Annotated in this window: 22 protein-coding genes and 1 pseudogene; 8 read left to right on the top strand and 15 right to left on the bottom strand. The window is 67.1% G+C overall.

What is annotated here, in order from left to right:
• Positions 1-231 (bottom strand): annotated as a pseudogene (locus ASE31_RS07005) (RCC1 domain-containing protein); the annotation flags it as partial.
• A 282-nt stretch (positions 232-513) separates the two neighbouring features.
• Between ASE31_RS07005 and ASE31_RS07000 the strand changes: the two are divergent.
• Positions 514-795 (top strand): hypothetical protein, encoded by a 282-nt coding sequence (locus tag ASE31_RS07000; protein WP_057200780.1) that lies wholly within the window; start codon positions 514-516, stop codon positions 793-795.
• 18 nt (positions 796-813) lie between these two features.
• On the opposite strand, the gene holA is transcribed toward ASE31_RS07000, so the two are convergent.
• Positions 814-1,869 (bottom strand): DNA polymerase III subunit delta, encoded by a 1,056-nt coding sequence (holA, locus tag ASE31_RS06995; RefSeq protein WP_057200779.1) that lies wholly within the window; start codon positions 1,867-1,869, stop codon positions 814-816.
• 237 nt (positions 1,870-2,106) lie between these two features.
• Between holA and rocF the strand changes: the two genes are divergently transcribed.
• A complete protein-coding gene (gene rocF, locus ASE31_RS06990) occupies positions 2,107-3,060 on the top strand; it encodes an arginase (protein ID WP_057200778.1) in 954 nt (317 codons plus the stop codon).
• Positions 3,061-3,062: 2 nt separating this feature from the next.
• Here rocF and lptE read toward each other — a convergent pair whose 3' ends face one another.
• The 6 genes from lptE to ASE31_RS06960 form a co-directional block, all read right to left on the bottom strand.
• Entirely contained in the window at positions 3,063-3,560 is a 498-nt protein-coding gene (gene lptE / locus ASE31_RS06985) for an LPS assembly lipoprotein LptE (RefSeq protein WP_057200846.1), read from the bottom strand.
• Between the two features lie 5 nt (positions 3,561-3,565).
• Entirely contained in the window at positions 3,566-6,277 is a 2,712-nt protein-coding gene (gene leuS, locus ASE31_RS06980) for a leucine--tRNA ligase (RefSeq protein WP_057200777.1), read from the bottom strand.
• Between the two features lie 100 nt (positions 6,278-6,377).
• Positions 6,378-6,818, bottom strand: a complete 441-nt coding sequence (locus ASE31_RS06975) for a biopolymer transporter ExbD (RefSeq protein ID WP_057200776.1) — start codon at positions 6,816-6,818, stop codon at positions 6,378-6,380.
• The gene (locus ASE31_RS06970) at positions 6,815-7,516 is read right to left on the bottom strand and encodes a MotA/TolQ/ExbB proton channel family protein (protein ID WP_057200775.1); all 702 of its coding nucleotides are present in this window, start codon (positions 7,514-7,516) and stop codon (positions 6,815-6,817) included. The genes ASE31_RS06975 and ASE31_RS06970 overlap by 4 nt, the downstream gene beginning before the upstream one ends.
• A gap of 21 nt (positions 7,517-7,537) precedes the next feature.
• Positions 7,538-8,368 (bottom strand): 4-hydroxy-tetrahydrodipicolinate reductase, encoded by an 831-nt coding sequence (dapB, locus tag ASE31_RS06965; RefSeq protein WP_082604047.1) that lies wholly within the window; start codon positions 8,366-8,368, stop codon positions 7,538-7,540.
• Between the two features lie 81 nt (positions 8,369-8,449).
• Positions 8,450-9,022, bottom strand: a complete 573-nt coding sequence (locus tag ASE31_RS06960) for an outer membrane protein assembly factor BamE (RefSeq protein ID WP_057200774.1) — start codon at positions 9,020-9,022, stop codon at positions 8,450-8,452.
• Positions 9,023-9,107: 85 nt separating this feature from the next.
• Here ASE31_RS06960 and fur point away from each other — a divergent pair, with 85 nt between their 5' ends.
• Positions 9,108-9,530: a ferric iron uptake transcriptional regulator gene (gene fur / locus ASE31_RS06955; RefSeq protein WP_057200773.1), complete on the top strand. Its 423-nt coding sequence runs from the start codon at positions 9,108-9,110 to the stop codon at positions 9,528-9,530.
• Positions 9,531-9,560: 30 nt separating this feature from the next.
• On the opposite strand, the gene hprK is transcribed toward fur, so the two are convergent.
• The 4 genes from hprK to ASE31_RS06935 all read right to left on the bottom strand — a co-directional run bounded on the left by hprK (position 9,561) and on the right by ASE31_RS06935 (position 12,927).
• A complete protein-coding gene (gene hprK / locus ASE31_RS06950) occupies positions 9,561-10,517 on the bottom strand; it encodes an HPr(Ser) kinase/phosphatase (RefSeq protein WP_057200772.1) in 957 nt (318 codons plus the stop codon).
• A gap of 32 nt (positions 10,518-10,549) precedes the next feature.
• Complete coding sequence (locus tag ASE31_RS06945) at positions 10,550-11,017, bottom strand: PTS sugar transporter subunit IIA (protein WP_057200771.1); 468 nt, start codon at positions 11,015-11,017, stop codon at positions 10,550-10,552.
• Between the two features lie 108 nt (positions 11,018-11,125).
• Positions 11,126-11,461 carry a ribosome hibernation-promoting factor, HPF/YfiA family gene (gene hpf / locus ASE31_RS06940; RefSeq protein ID WP_007857535.1) on the bottom strand — a complete coding sequence of 112 codons (336 nt, stop codon included), beginning with the start codon at positions 11,459-11,461 and terminating at the stop codon, positions 11,126-11,128.
• Positions 11,462-11,691: 230 nt separating this feature from the next.
• Positions 11,692-12,927, bottom strand: coding sequence for an MFS transporter (locus ASE31_RS06935; protein ID WP_057200770.1), 1,236 nt, complete (start codon positions 12,925-12,927; stop codon positions 11,692-11,694).
• 204 nt (positions 12,928-13,131) lie between these two features.
• Between ASE31_RS06935 and ASE31_RS06930 the strand changes: the two genes are divergently transcribed.
• A complete protein-coding gene (locus tag ASE31_RS06930; protein WP_007857537.1) occupies positions 13,132-14,052 on the top strand; it encodes a phosphoribosylaminoimidazolesuccinocarboxamide synthase in 921 nt (306 codons plus the stop codon).
• A 62-nt stretch (positions 14,053-14,114) separates the two neighbouring features.
• Here the strand turns inward: ASE31_RS06930 and trxA are convergent, their stop codons facing one another.
• The gene (gene trxA, locus ASE31_RS06925) at positions 14,115-15,020 is read right to left on the bottom strand and encodes a thioredoxin (RefSeq protein ID WP_057200769.1); all 906 of its coding nucleotides are present in this window, start codon (positions 15,018-15,020) and stop codon (positions 14,115-14,117) included.
• Between the two features lie 154 nt (positions 15,021-15,174).
• On the opposite strand from trxA, the gene purE reads away from it, so the two are divergent.
• The 4 genes from purE to ASE31_RS06905 all read left to right on the top strand — a co-directional run bounded on the left by purE (position 15,175) and on the right by ASE31_RS06905 (position 18,916).
• Complete coding sequence (purE, locus tag ASE31_RS06920) at positions 15,175-15,672, top strand: 5-(carboxyamino)imidazole ribonucleotide mutase (protein ID WP_057200768.1); 498 nt, start codon at positions 15,175-15,177, stop codon at positions 15,670-15,672.
• Positions 15,669-16,838: a 5-(carboxyamino)imidazole ribonucleotide synthase gene (locus ASE31_RS06915; protein WP_057200767.1), complete on the top strand. Its 1,170-nt coding sequence runs from the start codon at positions 15,669-15,671 to the stop codon at positions 16,836-16,838. The genes purE and ASE31_RS06915 overlap by 4 nt, the downstream gene beginning before the upstream one ends.
• A 19-nt stretch (positions 16,839-16,857) precedes the next feature.
• On the top strand, positions 16,858-17,874 hold the full coding sequence (locus ASE31_RS06910) for an L-threonylcarbamoyladenylate synthase (protein WP_057200766.1): 1,017 nt from the start codon (positions 16,858-16,860) through the stop codon (positions 17,872-17,874).
• A gap of 85 nt (positions 17,875-17,959) precedes the next feature.
• Positions 17,960-18,916: an SGNH/GDSL hydrolase family protein gene (locus ASE31_RS06905; RefSeq protein WP_057200765.1), complete on the top strand. Its 957-nt coding sequence runs from the start codon at positions 17,960-17,962 to the stop codon at positions 18,914-18,916.
• Positions 18,917-18,988: 72 nt separating this feature from the next.
• On the opposite strand, the gene ASE31_RS06900 is transcribed toward ASE31_RS06905, so the two are convergent.
• Positions 18,989-19,660, bottom strand: coding sequence for an OmpW family protein (locus tag ASE31_RS06900; protein ID WP_057200764.1), 672 nt, complete (start codon positions 19,658-19,660; stop codon positions 18,989-18,991).
• 35 nt (positions 19,661-19,695) lie between these two features.
• The gene (locus tag ASE31_RS06895; protein WP_057200763.1) at positions 19,696-20,841 is read right to left on the bottom strand and encodes an SGNH/GDSL hydrolase family protein; all 1,146 of its coding nucleotides are present in this window, start codon (positions 20,839-20,841) and stop codon (positions 19,696-19,698) included.
• Positions 20,842-20,926 lie beyond the last annotated feature (85 nt).

The following is a 20,926-nucleotide window of genomic DNA, read 5'->3' as shown; positions in this document are numbered from 1 at the left end:
CAGCGAGGGGATCTGCGTGGGCGACGTGCGGGTGCTGGAATTGCCAAGGCCCAGTTGCCCGCCGCCGTTGTAGCCCCAGGCCCAGACCGTGCCATCCGCACGCAGGACCAGGGCATGGTCATAGCCCATGGAAATGGCAGGCTGCACGGCCTGGGCGGAGGTCATCACGAAAGCGGAGCACAGCGCGGCAGCACCCAGGGCAGCGGCAGTGCGCAAAGACTTCTTCGTCATCAGATACTTCATCGGTTCCCTCGATAAGAATAAAAAAGAAAATGGAATCACCGTTCAGAGCCTGCAAGGGCTCCATGAACCAGCGGTGTTGCAGCCATTCCATCCCCGAGATGCCGGGCTGCGACCCGCCTGGCTGCGAGTCTGCCGACGGCCGGCTTTGCAAACAATGGTGTACGGAACAGGCCGGCGGGGCAGGCGTGAACTTGTGCACGAACCCTGTACGGAAAAACGCACGGTCGTGCCGGCGCCGGGTCGCCAGGTCCTTTCGCCGATACTTGGGGCATGGCTGCAGAACACGATCAACTCACCACATTGCAAGGCGCCCTGGCGCGTTTCAGCGAGGGCGCGGCCAGTGCAGCGTCCTTTAGCGACCTGGCGCGCGGACAGGCGCAATTGCTGGCGGCGCTGCCGCCGCGCTACAGCGAGGTGCTGCTGAACCTGCTGGACCGGCTCGAATCGAGCGCGCTGTTCTCCGAAGAGAGCTGCTCATTCAGCCAGAAGGACCTGGTGGCCAATCTGCAGATGTGGGTGGACAAGGCGCGAGTCACGCTGGACGCGCGCTGAGCCCCGCTGATCAACCTGTCAGCGGGCCGCGCTGGTGAGCTTGCACAGCTGCAGCGCCAGGCGCTGCAGGGCCTGCCAGCCATCGGTGGGCCAGTCGGGCGACTTCAGGCCCTTGACGATGCCGTCCACGGTGTGGGCCGATTGCAGCAGGCGTGCCAGCGCCGCATCGCTGGCCTTGGGCAGGATGCGCTCGAACAGGCGCTCCTTGGGGCCCCAGATGCGGTTCTCGCGCAGGGCCATGGGCAGGGGGCGGCCGGCATTCATCGCATCCTTCACACGTTTCAGGGCGCGGATATCCTCGGCCAGCGCCCAATGCACCAGAACCTCGGCCTCGCCTTCGGCCTGCAGGCCGTCGAGCATGCGCTGCACGCGCCCGGTGTGCCCGGCCAGCACCGATTCGGACAGCTTGAACACGTCGTAGCGCGCCACGTTGAGCACGGCGGCCTCCACCTGCGCCTGCGTGAGCTCGCCAGGCGGGTGCAGCAGCGCCAGCTTCTGGATCTCCTGGTGCGCGGCGAGCAGGTTGCCCTCCACCCGGTCGGCAAAGAACTGCAGCGTGCGCTGGCCTTCTTCGCCCGCCACCACGCGCTGACCCTGGGTGGCCAGGCGCTGGGCGATCCACTGCGGCAGCACGCCGCGCTCGATGGGGTCGATCTGGATCGAGGTGCCGCTGCCTTCCAGTGCAGCAAACCAGGCGCCGGTGCGGGTGGCCTTGTCCAGGCGCGGCAGCATCACCAGCGTGAGCGTGCTGTCGTTGCCCTTGGCAGCCTCGGCAATCTGCTGCAGCGCCACGCTGCCATCCTTGCCAGGCTTGCCCGAGGGCACGCGGATCTCCACGATCTGCTTGTCGGCAAACAGACTCAGCGATCCCCCCGCTGCCAGCACAGCGCTCCAATCAAAGTGAGCGCCCGCTACCGTGTAGGAGCTGCGCTCGGTATAGCCCTGGGTGCGCGCCGTGGCGCGGATGGCGTCGGCCGCCTCCTGTTGCAGCAGGGCTTCGTCGCCATGCAGGACATACAGCGGCGACAAGGCCCGTTGGAGGTGGGTGGAGAGTTGGGCCAGGGCGACTTGCATGGGGCAAAGTCTATCGCTCCCGGAGTGCGCGCCGCACCATCCCACGAAGCGATACACCGATCACGCTGCGCAAACTGCCAGTAAATCGCTGCAAATTGATCGGTTTACTGCACGAATTGCACAGGCCTCTGGCTTTTCATTGCGCGTGCGCAGACCCACAATAATGGTCCGCAATGCTGCGGCGCTATCCGTGCCGCAATGGCTTGCCAGATCACCACCCCACAAAGGCCTTTTCGCATGACCACCTCCCCTGCCCCGCAGCTTGCCACCAGCCTGATCGGCGCCCCCACCGACATCGGTGCCGGCGCACGAGGTGCCTCCATGGGCCCCGAAGCCTTGCGCGTGGCAGGCCTGCAGGCGGCCCTGGAACGGCACGATCTGCAGGTGGTGGACCGCGGCAACCTGAACGGCCCGGCCAACCCCTGGCAGCCGCCAGTGGATGGCTACCGCCACCTGCCCGAGGTGGTGCAGTGGAACCGGTTGGTGTTCGACGCGGTGTATGCCGAGTTGCAGCAGGGCCGCCTGCCGATTCTGCTGGGTGGCGACCATTGCCTGGGCCTGGGCAGCATCAGTGCGGTGGCACGCCACTGCGCCGACACAGGCAAGACGCTGCGCGTGCTCTGGCTCGACGCCCATGCCGACTTCAACACCAGCGCCCTGACCCCGAGCGGCAATGTGCACGGCATGCCCGTGGCCTGCCTGTGCGGTCTGGGCCCGCCCGAGCTCACCGGCCTGGCCGGCATGCCCGGCGGCGGCCCGGCCCTGCGGCCGCAGCAGGTGCGCCAGATCGGCATCCGCAGTGTCGACGCCGGTGAAAAGCGCCTGGTGCACGAACAGGGGCTGGAGGTGTTCGACATGCGCGCCATCGACGAGATCGGCATGCGCCAGGCCATGCAGCAGGCCCTGGCCGGCATGGACGACCAGACCCACCTGCACGTGAGCTTCGACGTGGACTTCCTGGACCCGGCCATCGCCCCCGGCGTGGGCACCACCGTGCCCGGCGGCCCGACCTACCGCGAGGCCCAGCTGTGCATGGAGATGATCGCCGACAGCGGCCGCCTGGCCTCGCTGGACATCATGGAACTGAACCCGGCCCTGGATGTGCGCAACCAGACGGCGGAGGTGGCCGTGGACCTGGTCGAATCACTGTTCGGCAAGAGCACGCTGATGCGCGTGCCCCCGCTGAAATAACTTCAGCGCTTGACGACTGCGAGCCGGCGCAGCAACTGCTGCACGATGTCGGTCTGCATGTTGCGATACAGCAGCGCCTCTTCAGCCTCCTTGGCCAGGGCGATGGTTTCGTTGTAGCTGATGTCGCGCTGTTGCAGCAGCTCGGTCTCGGGCAGGAGTTCGGCGCCGGTGGAGCTGCGCACGCGAAACTTCACGCGCAGCCGCAGTTGCAGCTCGCGCACCTGGCCCGAGGCGTTCTGCCCCACGACCACGCGCTCGCGCTGCTCGGACAACAACTCCAGCCCGACCTGGGCCTTGGGCAGGTCGGCCATGTCGCGCAGCACCGTGAGCTTGGAGCCGGACCCATCCAGCGTACGCTGCAGTTCGCGCGCCAGCGTCGAGCTGGGAGGCGCGGCGATGAACAGCGTATCGAATGTGAACTCGGGCACACCGCGCAGGCGGAAGCCGCAGGCCGTGAGCAAGGCGGCAGGTGCCAGCAGGAGCAGGGTGCGCTTGTTCATCATGGTCATACCACCACGTTCACCAGGCGCCCCGGCACCACGATCACGCGCTTGGGCGCGGCACCGGCGGCCTGGGCGATGAAGGCCTCGCTGGCCAGCGCCAGGCGTTCGATCTCGGCCTTGTCGGCCTGGGCCGGCACGAGGATGGAGCCACGCAGCTTGCCGTTGACCTGGAGCATGAGCTCGATCTCGTCCTGCACCAGCGCACTGGCATCCACCTGGGGCCAGGGCGCATCGAGCAGCTCGCCGAGCGCACCGGCATAGCCCAGCGTGGTCCACAGCGTGTGAGCGATGTGGGGCGTGGCGGGGTACAGGCTGCGCAGCAGGATGCCGAAGCCCTCAATCAATGCCACCTGGGCGCCGGCCGAGTCGGTGGCCTTGAAGTCCTCGAGCGCGTTGATCATCTTCATCGCGCCCGAGACCACCGTGTTGTACTGCATGCGCTGGTAGTCGTAGTCCACCTGCTTGAGCACGCTGTGGATCTCCAGGCGCAGGGCCTTGGCCTCCTTGCCGAACTGCACGTCGGCCAGGCTGCTGGCACCGGCCACGCTGGCCAGTGCCGCATCGCGGTCGATGGCGGCGAGCTTGAAGCCGAAGTTCCACACCCGGCGCAGGAAGCGGTAGCTGCCTTCCACGGCGGCATCGTTCCACTCCAGCGTGGCTTCGGGCGGGGCCGTGAACATGGTGTACAGGCGGGCCGTGTCGGCGCCGTACTTCTCGATCAGGTCCTGCGGATCGACACCGTTGTTCTTGGACTTGGACATGGTGCCCACGCCCTCGTAGTCGATGGCCGTGCCCACGGGCAGGTCGCCCACGGCATTCACCAGCTTCGCGCCGATGATCTTGCCTGCCTCGTCGTGCAGGTGCTCGACGTCGTGCGGCCAGAAATACTCCTTGCCGCCCTTGTCGGTGCGGCGCGAGTAGATGTGGTTGAGCACCATGCCTTGCGTGAGCAGCTTGGTGAAGGGCTCGTCGACCGTCACCAGCCCCAGGTCGCGCATGACCTTGGTCCAGAAGCGCGCGTAGAGCAAGTGCAGGATGGCGTGCTCGATGCCGCCGATGTACTGGTCCATGCCGCTGCCACCGGTGGCAACCTGCTGGTCGCGCATCCAGTAGGCCGTGCCGTCGGCCACCATGGCGTCGGCATTCTTCGGGTCGCAGTAGCGCATGAAGTACCACGAGCTGTCCACGAAGGTGTCCATGGTGTCGGTCTCGCGCCGCGCGGCCTTGCCGCAGACGGGGCAGACCACGCCGGCATGAAAGCCCTCGTGCTTGTGCAGCGGGTTGCCCGAGCCGTCGGGCACGCAGTCGGTGGGCAGCACCACCGGCAGGTCCTTCTCGGGCACGGGCACGGCGCCATGCTCTTCGCAATGGATGATGGGGATGGGCGTGCCCCAGTAGCGCTGGCGCGAAACGCCCCAGTCGCGCAGGCGCCAGGTGGTCTTGGTCTCGCCCAGGCCCTTGGCATGCAGGGCGTGGGCCACGGCGGCCACGGCCTCCTTGTAGCCCATGCCGCTGAAACTGTCGGAGTTGATGGTCACGCCGCGCTGTTTGTCGCCGTACCAGTCGTTCCACTGGTGGTAGTCGAAGTGCTCGCCGTCCACCAGCACCACCTGCTTGATTTCCAGGTCGTACTTGAGGGCGAAGGCGAAGTCGCGCTCGTCGTGCGCGGGCACGCCCATCACGGCACCGTCGCCATAGCCCATGAGCACGTAGTTGCCCACCCACACCGGAATCTGCTCGTCGGTGATGGGGTGGGTCACGAACAGGCCGGTGGGCTGGCCCTTCTTTTCCTGCGTGGCCAGCTCGGCTTCGGTGGTGCCGCCGCTCTTGCATTCCTCGATGAAGGCCGCCAGCGCCGGGTTGCTGCGCGCCGCATGGGCCGCCAGCGGGTGCTCGGGCGCCACGGCGCAGAAGCTCACGCCCATGATGGTGTCTGCACGCGTGGTGAAGACGTACATGCGGCCATCGCCGATCAGCGCACCGTCGTCACCGCGGATGTCGTGCGGGAAGGCGAAGCGCACGCCTTCGCTCTTGCCGATCCAGTTCTCCTGCATGAGCTTGACACGCTCGGGCCAGCCGGGCAGCTTGTCGCCGGTCACGAAGTCCAGCAGTTCTTCGGCGTAGTCGGTGATCTTGAGGTAGTAACCGGGGATCTCGCGCTTTTCCACCGTGGCGCCGGTGCGCCAACCCTTGCCGTCGATGACCTGCTCGTTGGCCAGCACGGTCTGGTCCACCGGGTCCCAGTTCACGACCTGGGTCTTGCGGTAGGCGATGCCCTTGTCCAGCATCTTCAGGAACAGCCACTGGTTCCAGCGGTAGTAGCTCGGGTCGCAGGTGGCGACTTCGCGCGACCAGTCGATGGCCAGGCCCATGGCCTGCATCTGCTTTTTCATGTACGCGATGTTCTCGTACGTCCACTTGGCGGGCGGCACGCCGTTCTTGAGCGCCGCGTTCTCGGCCGGCAGGCCGAAGGCGTCCCAGCCCATGGGCATGAGCACGTTGTGGCCGTTCATGCGCAGGTAGCGCGTGAGCATGTCGTTGATGGTGTAGTTGCGCACATGGCCCATGTGCAGCTTGCCGCTGGGGTAGGGCAGCATCGAGCAGGCGTAGAACTTCTTCTTGTTCGCGTCTTCCGTCACGCGGTAGGCATCGCGGGCGGTCCAGTGGTCTTGCGCGGCGCGCTCAACCTCTTGGGGAGAGTATTTGTCTTGCATGGAGGCTCGGGTCAGAATGGGGTGCAGCCACAGGACTGCGCTGCGCGGATTTTAGGCTGTCGGGCGCACCACCCTGCGCGCATGCCCTGCCAGCCGGCTTTCAGGGGTTTTTCGGGGCCGTGGCAGCCGCCTGTGGATCGGCCACGAAGCCGATGCGCTGCAGGCCGGCCGCATGGGCCGCCCCCATGATCTCGACGATGCGGCCATAGGGCACGGCAGTGTCGGCGCGCAGCTGTACTTCGGTGTCGGGCTCTGCAGCGCCGATGCGCTGCAGGCGCTCGGCCAGCGCGGCCTGCGCCAGCGGCTGGTCATCGAGGTAGGCCTGGCCGGTGCGGTCCACCACCAGCGTGAGGGCCCTGGCGGGGGCGCCCGGCGCGGCGCCATCGGCGCGCGGCAGGTCCAGGCGGATGGCGCTGGCCATGAGCGGCGCGGTGAGGATGAAGATCACCACCAGCACCAGCATCACATCGACCAGCGGGGTCATGTTGATGTCACTCATGGGCGCCGAGCCCTGGCTGCGCTCCAACCGGCCGAAGCTCATTCCCCGCCTCCCGGACGGAAAAGCCCGCCCTGCGGGGTGCCACCGGCTGCGGTATCGATGCGCAGCTCGCGCAGGTCGCGCGCTAAGCCTTCGAGGTCGGCTTCGATGCGCCCGATCAGGCGCCCACAGACGTTGTAGGCCAACACGGCCGGAATGGCCACGGCCAGGCCGGCGGCGGTCATGACCAGGGCTTCACCCACCGGACCGGCCACGCGGTCGATGGTGATCTGCCCGGCGCCGGCCATGGCCGAGAGTGCATGGTAGATGCCCCACACCGTACCCAGCAAGCCCACGAACGGCGCGGTGGAGCCCACGGTGGCCAGCAGCACCTGGCCGAACTGCAGGCGGCCCAACACCGCGTGCAGTGCGTCGCGCAGCACGCGCGTCAGGCGCTGGGACAGGCTGCCCATGGAAGCCAGCGCTGCCGGGGATGCCTGGTCGGCCACGGTGTTCACGGCCTGCACCATGGGCAGCACCAGGGCCAGCCGGTCGAAAGTCTGCAGGCGCAGCGCGGCGTCCTGCAGCGAGGGGGCCTGCCAGACCGCAGCCACGCAGCGCGCCACGTCGGCACTGGCGCGGCGCAGCAGGCGCAGCTTCCAGACGATCACCACCCAGCTGGCGACGGACATGCACAGCAGCACCAGGGCGGTGGCCTGCGTGACCGCATCGCCCTGGCGCCACCAATGGAGTGCATCCATGCGCTTGAACAGCCTGTTTGTTTACTTCAGGTTGAGCACGTCGAACATGTCGTGCAACCCGGTCTTGTGCGCGGCCAGGTAGCGCACGGCGCGCAGGCTGCCCTGGGCATAGGTGGTGCGGCTGGACGATTTGTGCGTGATCTCGATGCGCTCGCCGATGCCGGCGAACAGCACGGTGTGGTCGCCCACGATGTCGCCGCCACGGATGGCGGCAAAGCCGATGGAGGACGGATCGCGCTCGCCGGTGATGCCTTCGCGGGCGTAGACGGCGCATTCCTTGAGGTCCCGGCCCATGGCTTCGGCGATGACCTCGCCCATCTTGAGCGCGGTGCCCGAGGGCGCATCCACCTTGTGGCGGTGGTGGGCTTCGATGATCTCGATGTCGTAGCCGGTGGCCATGGCCTTGGCGGCCATCTCCAGCAGCTTGAGCGTGACGTTGACGCCGACGCTCATGTTGGGCGCCATGACCACGGCCGTGCGCTGCGCCAGGGCCGCGATCTCGACCTTCTGCTCGTCGGAGAAACCGGTGGTCCCGATGACCATCTTCACGCCCAGTTCGGCGCACACGGCCAGATGGGCCAAGGTGCCTTCGGGGCGGGTGAAGTCGATCAGGACGTCGGCATTCTGCAGGCCCACCCGCAGGTCGGAGGTGATGGCCACGCCGCTGGCATGGCCGAGGAAGGCGGTGGCGTCCGAGCCGATGCCGGGACTGGCGGCCACGTCCAGTGCGCCGGCGAGCACGCAGTCATCGGTGGCACGCAGGGCCTCGATGAGCATGCGGCCCATGCGACCCGAAGCGCCGGCCACGGCCACGCGCACGGGGGTGGAGGCAGTCGATGTGTTCCCTGGCATGTGTTTCCTGGTATCGCAAAAAAGAGGGTCCGCAGACCCATGTCAATCCATCAAAAAGCCCGCAGGGGGCTGGCTGGACGCTCAGCGCCCAGGCGCCTCAAGGGGCGGGTAGCGCGCCGGCGCGAGTTCCTGCGGTGCTGCGTCGGCAGCCTTTTCGGCAGGGGTTTCGGCTTTGCGCGCGGGATAGCGCGACAGCTGGTCCGGCGTGGCTTCCAGCACCGGCACCTTGCCCTTGCCGGTGCGGCCGCCGTCCAGCGAAGCGACGAATTCAGCCTCCGACGGCATCTCGTCGCCTTCCGAGCGGGCCAGCACGTCGCCCTCGAAGAACACCGTGAGCTTGCGGGTCTGCAGCTCGGCCGATGGTTTCTTCAGGGTGAAGACATACTCCCAGCGGTTGGAATGGAACAGGCTGGTCACCAGGGGCGTGCCCAGGATTTCACGCACCTGCTGGCGGCTCATGCCGGGCTTCAAGGCCTCGACCTGTTCGCGCGAGACGAAATTGCCCTGCACGACGTCGATCTTGTACGGCGTGACCACGGTGGCCAGGCGGCGGCTGGCGCCGTCCAGGCTGCCGCACCCTGCCAGGGTACCGACAACGGCACCCACCAACAGGATCCAGCCCAGGCGGGCATTGATACGGGCTTTGACTGGCATGGGGGAAAGAGCAGAGGATATGATCAAACCATTGTAGCGGCAGCCTCTCTCCCCTTCCCGGGCCACCGGCAACCAGGACCAATCCATGACCAACATCGACGAACTCAAAAGCACCGGCCTCAAGGCAACCCTGCCCCGCCTGAAGATCATGGAGATCTTCCAGAAAGGCGCACAGCGCCACATGACGGCGGAAGACGTGTTCCGCGTGCTGCTGGAAGAGCGCTCGGACATCGGCCTGGCCACCGTGTACCGCGTGCTCACGCAGTTCGAGCAGGCGGGCATCCTGATCCGCAGCAACTTCGAGAGCGGCAAGGCGGTGTATGAGCTCAACGAGGGACAGCACCACGACCACTTCGTCTGCACGTCCTGCGGCAAGGTGGAAGAGTTCTACGACCCCGAGATCGAAAAGCGCCAGCAGATCGTGGCCAAGGCCAAGGGCTGGCTGGTGCAGGACCACACCATGGCGCTGTACGGCCAGTGCGCCGCCTGCGCCAGCAAGAACGCCTGAAGTCCGCAGCCCTGCGGGCCGCGCCTGGCTTCAGCCTCCGGTATCGCGCTCCATGGCGCGGCGATGGCGCTCCACGAATTCCTGGTAGGTATCGATCCCGCGCAACTGCAGGATGGTGTTGCGCACGGCGGCTTCCACCAGCACGGCGATGTTGCGGCCGGCCACCACCTGGATCACCACCTTGAGCACAGGCACGCCAAGCACGTCCTGGGTGAGTGGCTCGTAGGGCAGACGCTCGTAGTCGCGCTCCAGCGTCTCCTTGCGCACCAGGTGCACGATGAGTTTGAGGCGCATCTTGCGGCGCACGGCCGTCTCGCCAAAGATGGCGCGGATGTCCAGGAGGCCGATGCCGCGCACTTCGAGCAGGTTCTGCAGCAGCTCGGGGCACTTGCCCTCGATGGTGGTCTGGTTGATGCGAAACAGGTCCACCGCATCGTCGGCCACCAGGCCGTTGCCGCGCGAGATCAGCTCCAGGCCGAGTTCGCTCTTGCCCAGGCCCGACTCACCCGTGATCATCACGCCCAGGCCCAGGATGTCCATGAACACGCCGTGCATCGTGGTGCGGTCGGCAAAGTGCTTGGACAGGTAGGCCCGCAGCACGTCGATCACGAAGGCCGAGGACTCGTGCGTGGAGAACATCGGGATCTGCGCGCGCTCGCACATCGATACCAGCGCATCGGGCGCGGTCTGGCTATCGGCCAGCACCAGCACCGGCGGCTCCAGCGTCACGATGCGGGCGATGCGGCGCTTGCAGTCGTCGGGCGAGGCGCTGCTCAGGTACGCGATTTCGCGCTCACCGAGGATCTGTACCCGGTAGGGGTGGATGTAGTTGAGGTAGCCGACCAGGTCGGCGCCCGAGCGCGCGGAGCGCACGGCTACTTCGTCAAAGCGGCGTTCTGAAGCGCCGAGGCCCGCAACCCATTCCCATTTCAGGGGGCCGCGGAATTCCTCGAACAGGACGTCGGCGCTGACAACATTGGGCTTCACGGCAGAAGGCGGGTGCGCGATGCCGGCTCGGCTCAGGCGGCCTGGGTGGACTGCCAGCCGGCAATCATGCCGTGCAGCTCGGCCGCGTCAATGCTGGCCTTGAGCTTTTCGCGCAGGACCGAGTCGCTGAGCAGCTCGGCGATCTCCGAGAGGATTTCCAGGTGCTTCTGGGTCGCCGCTTCGGGCACCAGCAGAAAGATCAGCAGCGCCACCGGCATTTCGTCGGGGGCGTCGAAGCCGATGGGATGGGCCAGCTGGAACACGGCAGCCATCGGGGCCTTGAGGCCCTTGATGCGGCCGTGCGGGATGGCCACACCGTGGCCCAGGCCCGTGGAGCCCAGGCGCTCGCGCGCAAACAGGCTGTCGGTGATCAGGGCACGCGAGAGCCCGTGCTGGCTCTCGAACAGCAGACCCGCCTCTTCAAAAGCACGCTTCTTGCTGGTGGAGTCCACGCTCACGAGCACTTGGGCGGGAGGCAGGATGGAGGCGAGTCGGTTCATGGTCAGAGGTAACAATTATGCACATATTGGCAAAAACCCTGAGCAATTTACAAGGAGCCACAAAAAAACCGCCTCCAGGGGCGGTTGCTGTGGCCCGCAATGCAACGCTCAGGCGTGCATTTCGCGCTTGGCAGCTTCGTGGTGGTGGTCCTGCAGGCGGTCCTTGTGGCGCACCACCTGGCGGTCCATCTTGTCGACCAACTCATCGACCGCAGCATACAGGTCGGAGTGGGAGCTTTCGGCAAACAGGTCGTTGCCTTTCACATGGATATTGCATTCCGCTCGCTGGCGCTTTTCCTTTTCCTTTTGCTTCTCTACTGTCAGCAGCACCTTGACGTCTACTACCTGGTCGAAATGGCGATTGATCCGGTCCAGCTTGGTGGTCACATAACTGCGCAGGGCTGGGGTAACTTCGAGGTGGTGACCGCTGATCGTCAAGTTCATAAATAAGTCTCCTGTGGCTCTCGGTGGAACAAATGCCGCCCTGGATCAGAGGTGCGGCCCGGCGAACTTGGATGCATCCATTGACGGGTTCACTATGCCCCTGCTGTCATCGAAATGCAATCCCATACCGCCCCTGCCCGCTGGGTTATGCCGGCCAAGGTGCCAGCGGCCCGAAAAGGGCGCACAATGGCTGAGTTGGCGGGGGAGCACCTCCCCTTTCGCCTCGCGACTCAGGCCTTGGCTGCAGTCACCGGCGCTGCGCCATGCAGCACCAGCCGCCCCACCACCATGATTGACAGCACGCTGGCAACGGTGCCCACCACGGCGGCCATCCAGTAGCCCTGCACCAAGCCCTGGGCATCGCGGCTGATCAGCACACCCCCCACCAGTGACGCCACGCCCATGGCAGCGGACTGCACCGAGGCATTGAGCGTCATGAACGTGCCGCGCAGTTGCGGATTGGCGGCCGAGGTGATGATGGCCATGCCCGGAATCATGCGCCCGCTCATGAAGGCAAACATCAGCGTGGACACGATCAGCACGGTCCACAGCGGCACCCCGTGCACCAGCGTGATGCCCAGCAGGCAGGGCCCGACCGCCAGGGCCAGCCAGCGGAAGGTGGCCACCTTGCCGCGCGCATCCGTCAGGCGCCCGAACAGGCGTGCCGTGAACAGCGTCACCACCCCGCCGCACAGGTAGATCAATGGCACCTGGTCGGTGCGCACGCCGGCATTGGCCTGCATGTAGATAGTGATGTAGGGGATCACCGTGAAGCCCGTGAACATCAGCAGGCCCGAGAACACGAAGGCCCGCCGGTGGTTGGCGTCCCGCAGCACCTCGGCGATGCCGCCCAGCGCCGTGCGCTGCTGGCCTGCGGCCAGATGGGCGTTCATGGTGGGCAGCGTACGCGCGGCAAACACCAGCAGCAGCAGGCACATGGCGGCGATGGCGAAGAAGGGCATGTGCCAGCCTCCGTACTCGGCGAACACCAGCCCCAGCGGCACCCCGGCCACCGTGGACACCGAGAACGAGGTCATCACGATGCCCATCGCCCGCCCGCGCCGTTCGAAGGGAACGACATCGGCCACGACAGTCTGGCACAGGGCCGAGAGCACGCCGCCGAACATGCCGGCCAGCACGCGCGCCACCATCAGCGTGGCGTAGGTGGGCGCCAGGCCGCAGGCCAGCGTGGCCAGGCCGAACAGCGCGTACAGCGCCAGCAGCAGCCGCTTGCGGCCAAAGCGGTCGATGTAGGTGGAGGCCAACAGCCCCGAGACACCGGCCGACAGCGTGTACGCCGATACCAGCAGGCCGAACTGCGCGTCGCTGATGGAAAAAATGCGCGTGAGCTGCGGGCCCAGCGGCATCATGATCATGAAATCCAGGATGTGGGTGAACTGCACGCCCGCCAGGGTCAGCAGCAGCCACAGTTCGCGGCGGGGAGTGAGGGGATGGGAAGTGGGCACAGGGGGTGGCCGGCAAGGGCATGGTGAAAGCAAGCCCGGCAGTGTGCCGCCCCTCGGGGACCCCCACAAGCCCCTGCCCGGCCGCAGCACCCGCCCCGGCGCGTAAAATCGGCTTGTTGTACAGAGAACGTGGCCGCGCGGGTGCGCGCCCTCCCCTTCCCCAGGCCTGACTGCAGCGGACACCGACTGCCCCATACCGACACCATGACCCAGCCCAGCTCCAACGCCCTGCACACCTCTGCCCTGACCTCGCTGCCCCTGCTCGCACGCGGCAAGGTGCGCGACAACTACGCCGTGGGCGACGACCGCATCCTGATGGTGGCCAGCGACCGCCTCTCGGCCTTCGACGTGATCATGGGCGAACCCATCCCCGGCAAGGGCGAGCTGCTCACGCAGATGGCGCTGTTCTGGTTCGACAAGCTCGGCCACATCTGCCCCAACCACCTGACCGGCGACGCCCCCGAGAGCGTGGTCACCCCGGCCGAGGCGCCGCAGATCCGCGGCCGCTCGATGCTGGTGCAGCGCCTGCAACCCATTCCGGTCGAGGCGGTGGTGCGCGGCTACCTGGCCGGCAGTGGCTGGAAGGAATACCAGGAGTCGCGCTCGGTCTGTGGCGTGCCTCTGCCAGAAGGCCTGACCAACGCGGCCAAGCTGCCCGCGCCCATCTACACCCCGGCCGCCAAGGCGGCAGCGGGCGAGCACGACGAGAACATCACCTTCGAGCGCACCGTGGAAATGATCGGCCTGCCCCTGGCCACCCAAATCAGAGACCTCAGCATCGCCATCTACCAGGCTGCGGCGGAGATCGCCCTCACCAAGGGCATGATCATTGCCGACACGAAATTCGAATTCGGCCTCGCGCCCGACGGCACCTTGGTGCTGATGGACGAGGTGCTCACGCCCGACAGCTCGCGTTACTGGCCCGTGGAAGGCTATGAAGCGGCGCTCGCAGCCGGCCAGAACCCGCCGAGCTACGACAAGCAGTTCGTGCGCGACTGGCTGGAACAGGCCCAGGTCAACGGCAAGCCCTGGGACAAGACCCCACCCTCGCCGCGCCTGCCGCGTGAAGTGATTGAAAAGACCGCGGCCAAGTACCGCGAGGCGCTGGAACGCCTGGTCGGCTGATTCCCTGGTCACGGCAACGAAAAAGGCTCCCGAGGGAGCCTTTTTGCATGGGGGGGCGCTGGTCAGCTGAGCACGACGCTCGACAGGCGGCGGCGGTAGGTGGCCACCACCGGATCGTCCGGCGGGATCTGGCCATCGGCCACCTTGGCCTTGGGCTGCTCGATGATCTCCAGGATGGCGACGTAGGTCTTGCGCGCCACCTCCTCGCCCCAGGCCTTGTCGCGCATGAGGATCTCCAGCAGTTCGTCCATGGCGTCGGTCCAGCGCTGCTCGGTGATGAGCCAGCGCGCCTGTGCCAGGCGGGCATCGAAGTCGCGCTTGTTGGCGGCAATCTTCGCGTCGAACGCTGCAGTGTCGCCCGCGCCTTCGCTGGTCAGCACCGCATCGATGGCATCCATCCAGACCTTGAGCGCGGCGATCTTGCGCGAATTGGGGGCCTTGGCGATCACCGGAGCAAAGGCCACCTTGGCGTCGTCGTCACGGCCCAGTTGCAGCAGCAGCTTGACGTAGTCGAAGCGGGCGTCGTCGTTGCCCGGGTCGGTGGCCACCGCGTGCTGCAGCTTCTCCAGCGCCGTGTCGGTGTCGCCTTCGGCCAGGGCGTCCAGGGCTTCTTCCTCCTGCTCCTCGGCTTCCAGGACTTCGGCTGTGGGCAGGTGCTTGTCGAGGAACTCGCGCACCTGGCCCTCGGGCAGGGCCCCCATGAAGCCGTCCACGGGCTGGCCGTTCATGAGCAGCACGCAGGTGGGAATGCTGCGAATGCCGAACATGCCAGCCAGTTGCTGCTCCTGGTCGGAGTCGATCTTGGCCAGCTTGAAGCGGCCGTCGTACTCGGTCTCCAGCTTCTCCAGCACCGGACCCAGCGACTTGCAGGGGCCACACCAGGGCGCCCAGAAATCCACCAGCACAGGCACTTCCATCGAGGCGGCAATCACCTCGGCTTCAAAATTTTCTACGGTGACATCAATCATGGTCGGGGGCCCAGGGCCGGTGAAGCAAGTTGGCGCTATTTTGGCGCATTGAAACAACCCCGTGGCAGGGGGGCCATCGCAAATCGTAAAATCGCGTGTTCCACCTACAGTGCCGCGGCAGACCCCAGGCCAGCCCGGCACCCCCACACACACCATGAAACCCATCCAGATCGGCGTGGTCATGGGCTCCAGCAGCGACTGGGAGACCATGCAGCATGCAGTGCAGATTCTTGAGCAATTCGGCATTTCCCACGAGGCGCGCGTGGTGTCGGCGCACCGCATGCCCGACGACATGTTCGCCTATGCCGAAGCCGCTGTCGGCCGGGGCCTCAAGGCCATCATCGCCGGTGCCGGGGGTGCCGCCCACCTGCCCGGCATGATCGCCGCCAAGACCACCGTGCCCGTGCTGGGCGTGCCGGTGGCCAGCCGCCACCTGCAGGGCGTGGACTCGTTGCACAGTATCGTGCAGATGCCCAAGGGCATCCCCGTGGCGACCTTCGCCATCGGCACGGCCGGCGCCGCCAACGCGGCCCTGTTCGCGGTGGCCCTGCTGGCCAGCGAGAGCCCCGAACTGCGCCAGCGCCTGGAAGCCTTCCGTGCCGAGCAGACCGAAGTGGCGCGCAACATGACCCTGCCCCCCGCTACTGCATGACCACGCTGTCTGCCCCCCTCCTTCCAGGATCGACCCTGGGCGTCCTTGGCGGCGGCCAACTCGGCCGCATGTTCGTGCACACGGCCCAGGCCATGGGCTACTTCACCGCCGTGCTCGATGCCGACCCCACCAGCCCCGCCGGGCTGGTGAGCCACCACCACATTGAAACGGGCTACGAAGACGCGGCCGGCCTGGCCGAGCTGGCCCGCGTGGCGGATGCGGTGACCACCGAATTCGAGAACGTGCCCGCCACCGCCCTCGCGGCCCTGGGCGCGCTGCGCCCCGTGTCGCCCGCTGCAGGTGCCGTGGCCGTGGCGCAGGACCGCGCACAGGAAAAAGCCCATTTCGTGCGCTGCGGCGTGCCGTGCGCACCCTATGCGGTGATCGAGACGGCCGCGCAACTGGCCGCCGTCTCGCCAGACCTGCTGCCCGGCATTCTCAAGACCGCGCGCATGGGCTACGACGGCAAGGGCCAGGTGCGGGTGAAGACTGCGGCCGAACTCGCGGCCGCCTGGAATTCGGTGGGCCAGGTGGCCTGCGTGCTCGAAAAGATGCTGCCGCTGGCGCTCGAATGCTCGGTCATCGTGGCGCGTGGGGCCGACGGCGCCTGCGTGCACCTGCCGGTGCAGCGCAACCTGCACCGCGACGGCATCCTGGCCGTGACCGAGGTGCATGCCGGCAACCTGCCCGACGACCTGGCACGCCAGGCCATCGCGGGTGCCATCTCGGTTGCCACCGGCCTGTCGTACGTGGGCGTGCTGTGCGTGGAGTTCTTCGTGCTGCAGGACGGCGCTCTGGTGGTCAACGAGATCGCCCCGCGCCCGCACAACAGCGGCCACTACAGCCAGAACGCCTGCGATGTCTCGCAGTTCGAATTGCAGGTGCGCACGATGGCCGGCCTGCCGCTCACGCAGCCGCGCCAGCACAGCCCGGCGGTCATGCTCAACCTGCTGGGCGACCTGTGGTTTGCTGCCGACGGCAGCGGGCAGACCCCGCCCTGGGCCGAAATACTGGCCCTGCCCGGCACCCACCTGCACCTGTACGGCAAGCGCGAAGCCAAGCCCGGGCGCAAGATGGGGCACCTGAACATCACGGCAGACAGTGCCGATGCGGCACGCGCCACCGCCCTCAAGGCTGCGGCCCTGCTGGGCATTGCGCCCTTCTGACCCGGTCGGACCGCATTCCATGATCCTCGACGGCACTCAGCCCGAATCCATTGCCGCCGCCGCCCGTGCGGTGCGCAGCGGCGCCCTGCTGGGCCTGCCCACCGAGACGGTGTACGGCCTGGCGGCCGATGCCAGCAGCGATGCGGCCGTGGCGCAGATCTTCGCGGCCAAGGGCCGGCCCAGTGACCACCCGCTGATCGTGCATGTGGCCGACGCCTCGGGCATCGGCCATTTCGCAAGCGAAGTGCCGGCCTTTGCACAGGCCCTGGTCCAGGCATTCTGGCCCGGGCCCCTGACCCTGATCCTGCCGCGCCGCCCCGGCGTGGCCACGGCCGCCACCGGCGGCCAGGACAGCGTGGGCCTGCGCTGCCCGGCCCACCCTGTCGCCCACGCCCTGCTGGCCGCCTGCGCCGCACCGGGCGGCGGCAGTGACCTGGGTGGTCCGCCGGTGTGGGGGGTAGCCGCCCCCAGCGCCAACCGCTTTGGCCGCGTGAGCCCCACCACCGCCCAGCATGTCGCCGACGAGTTGGGCGAGGACCTGCTGGTGCTCGATGGCGGCCCGTGCCCCGTGGGCATCGAATCGACCATCGTCGACTGCACGCGCGGCACGCCGGTGCTGCTGCGCCCGGGGGCCATCACGCGCGCGCAGATCACCCGCGCCTGCGGCATCGCTCCGCTGTCCAAGGAAGACCTGCCCGAGCACACCCCGCGCGCCTCGGGCACGCTGGAGGCCCACTACGCTCCGAACGCCAAGGTGCGCCTGATGGACGCCAAGGCCCTGCAGACGGGCCTGGACCTGCTGGGTGCCGATGCGGCCAACATGGCCATCTATGCCCGCGCGGCACTGCGCACCCGCTCGTCCAAACTGGTCATGCGCCGCATGCCCGATGATGCGACGGCCACGGCCCAGCAGCTCTTTGCGGTTCTGCGCGGCTTCGACGACGAGGGTGTCAAACTGATCTGGATCGAGACCCCGCCCGCCACCCCGGAGTGGGAAGGCGTGCGGGACCGCTTGCAGCGTGCAGCAGCCGCCTGAATACCAATTTGCCCGCACTGTGACAATGCTTTACATGCCTTGACATGGCGTCGTTAAACTAACCCCCCATTTTCTGGAGAAATACATGGCAGCAAATTGGATGCGCCGCACCGTACTGGTGGCCGCATGCGCGTCGGCCGCATTGCTTGCGGCCTGCGGTTCGAGCACGACGGAGTCGGCTTTCAACCCCGAGCGCCTGGTGGCCTTCGGAGACGCCTACAGCGATGTGGGCCAAAAGGGGACGCGCTACACGGTCAACGATGGCAGCGTGAACAACTGGACGCTGCAGATCGCCTCGCGCTACGGCAAGACGCTGGCCGCATCGTCCGCGGCTGGCGGGCGCAGCTATGCCGTGGGCAGTGCGCGCGTGGCGATCAAGCCCGACGCCGCAGGCGTGGCCAACACCTCCACCGTGACCGAGCAGATCGACGCCTTTCTGGCCGCCGGCGGCGTTGCCGCGAACGACCTGATCGTCATCAACGGCGGCCCGAGCGACGTGATCGCCGGCATGGCCGCCGTGACGGCCGGCACCCAGAGCACCACCGACATGGTGGCCGCTGCGCGCAAGGCTGGCCAGGACTTGGCCACCCAGGTGCGCCGCCTGGTCGCTGCGGGCGCCAAGAACGTGGTCGTCACCGGTACCTATGACCTGGGCAAGACGCCCTGGGCCAAGGCCATCAACCGCGAAGCCCTGCTGAGCGATGCCAGCAGCCGTTTCAACGAAGGCCTGCTGGTGAGCATCGTCGACCTGGGCGCCAACGTGCTGTACGTGGACTCGGCCTACTACGTGAACCTGTACGTCGGCACCCCCGCCAACTACGGCTTCAACAATGCCACCACGCCGGTGTGCACCTCGCTGGACACCACCAACGGCATCGGAATCGGTGCCGGCCAGGTCAACTCGGCCCTGTGCACCACCTCGACCCTGGTGGCCAGCGCCAACCAGGACGCCTATGTGTTCGCCGACAGCGTCTACCTGACGCCCAACGCCCACCGCCAGTTCGGCAACTACGCCTACGACCGCCTGCGCGCTCGCTGGTAAGCAAGCCCTGCGGCCCCGGCCCATGAAAAAGCCGACCCTTTTGGGGTCGGCTTTTTTGTTGGCGGGCCCGGCTCAGAACCTGTACGCGACGCCGATGGCGATCACGTCGGGGTTCAACCGCTTGCTGATCGACTGGCCCGAAGACAGGTGCGTCGTGGTCTTGAGGAAGCTCTTGTAGTAGGCGGCATCCAGCGACCAGCGCTCATTGAAGTTCCACACAAAGCCGACCTGGGGAGTCAGCCCCCACTTGTTGTCCACCGACGCCGTCGTGGGGCGTGAAGGCGTGCCACCGGTCAGGCCGCTCAAGGTGGCCGTGGTGCGGGTCTTGAAGAAGCGGCTGTAGGTCAGGCCCAGGCCCACATAGGGGCGAAAGCGCGCCTCGGGCTCGGCAAAACGGTACTGGGCGAACACGGTGACCGGCAGGACCTTGGTCTCGCCGAGCTTGCCCACGCCAGCGATGGCGCCATCGCCCTCGATCTCGTGCTTGAACGGCAGCGCCAGGGGGACATCCACGGCCCAGTGGTCGGTCAGCATGTAGTTCACGCCGCCGGACAGCGAGGTGGCATTGCCCACGTCGACCTTGGTGCCCGGAAAGCTCGGAGCGCTCAGGTCGCCGCTCCTGACCTGCGGGGCAATGTGCGTGAATCCGGCGCGCACGCTGAACGTGCCCGCCACCTGGGCCGAGGCGCTGGCACCCAGCAAGAGTGCCGCGACAGCCAGACCGGCCTTGGAAAATTGGTGCATGAAAGACTCCTTCGAAGGGATGGAGCAAAGCCGGCTCACAGCCAGCCCGCCCGGGACAGCGAACGCGACACCAACTGCCCGACCAGTTGGTGGCCATAGGGCGTGGGGTGGAAGCTGTCGGAGAAGCCATAGCTCTTCCACCAGTCCGCACCGCCGGGGGCACCCGCAGGTGGCGCCATGGCCGAGAGGGCTGCGGCCGTGCAGGTGGGGAAGCTGTAGGTCGGCAGGCCATCGCTGCCCACGCCCGTGGCCGGGCAGGCTGGCGTGGTGGCGTTGGTGAGCTGGTACTGGGCCGGGTTGGTCGACTGGTCCTTGAAAGATGTGTAGAAGTCCACCACCACGATGCGCTCGTCACCGGCCAGGCTGGTGGCCAGTTGCGCGTTGAAGGCCTGGACCCAGCCGTCGAACAGGGCCTCGGCCTGCTTGGCGGCCTCGGCACCGCGCTGGGCGGAGATCGAGGCCAGCACCATCAGGAAGCGGGGAGTGCGGGTGATGCCGGGGGCATTCAGCACGGCCACGCGGGGAGCGCCCTTGGCGACCGTGTTGGCCTTGATGGTGGCCGCGAACTGCTGTGCCAGCGCCTGCATGTAGGCGCCACCCACCTGGGCCTGGCCTGCGGCACCACCCGCCAGGGCGGCGTTGACCGTGGCCGCAGGCAGCACCGAGCCCAGCACGGCTGCATAGGCCTGGCCATTGTCGGTAGCCGCCCGGAGGTAGGCGCCTACCAGGTCCGCCGCATCGTTGCCGCCCCCGTCGACCAGCACCAGGTCCGAGGCGGTGTAGCCGCCGTTGCCCAGGTCCTTGAGCTGCTGGGTGATGGACACGGGCGAGGTGGGCGCCGTGAAGTTGTTGATCCGCCCGCCGCCCACGGCATAGTTCGAGCAGGCGGCATTGGCGGAAAACGCCGTGCCGTTGAAGACGTAGTGTGCGCACAGCGACTGGCCATAGCTGGTGGCCACGCGCTCGGGCCAGATCGGCGTTGATCCGGCGCCGGTGGCGGCCGTGCCCTGCACGGTGAATTTGTAGCCGAAGGTGCCGCTGTCGGCCAGGCTGTCGCCAGCCACTTTCACCGAGGCCACGGGCGCCGCAGGGGCGGTGTCCGAGCCGCCACCACCGCATGCTGCGAGCAGGCAGGCCGTTGCCAGCACCGAAAGGGCGGTCTTGCATTGTCTTGTGTTCAAGGGAGTTCTCCAGGAAAGAAGATTACAAAAAGCACGACCGTGCTTTTTTGCAACAACCATCCTAACTCCGCATGCGCTTCTTGCC

The organism is Acidovorax sp. Root217 (genome assembly GCF_001428645.1).
GTDB lineage: Bacteria > Pseudomonadota > Gammaproteobacteria > Burkholderiales > Burkholderiaceae_C > Acidovorax.
The sequence above is the reverse complement of the archived record's forward strand: the minus strand, read 5'-3'. Positions and strand labels throughout refer to the sequence as shown.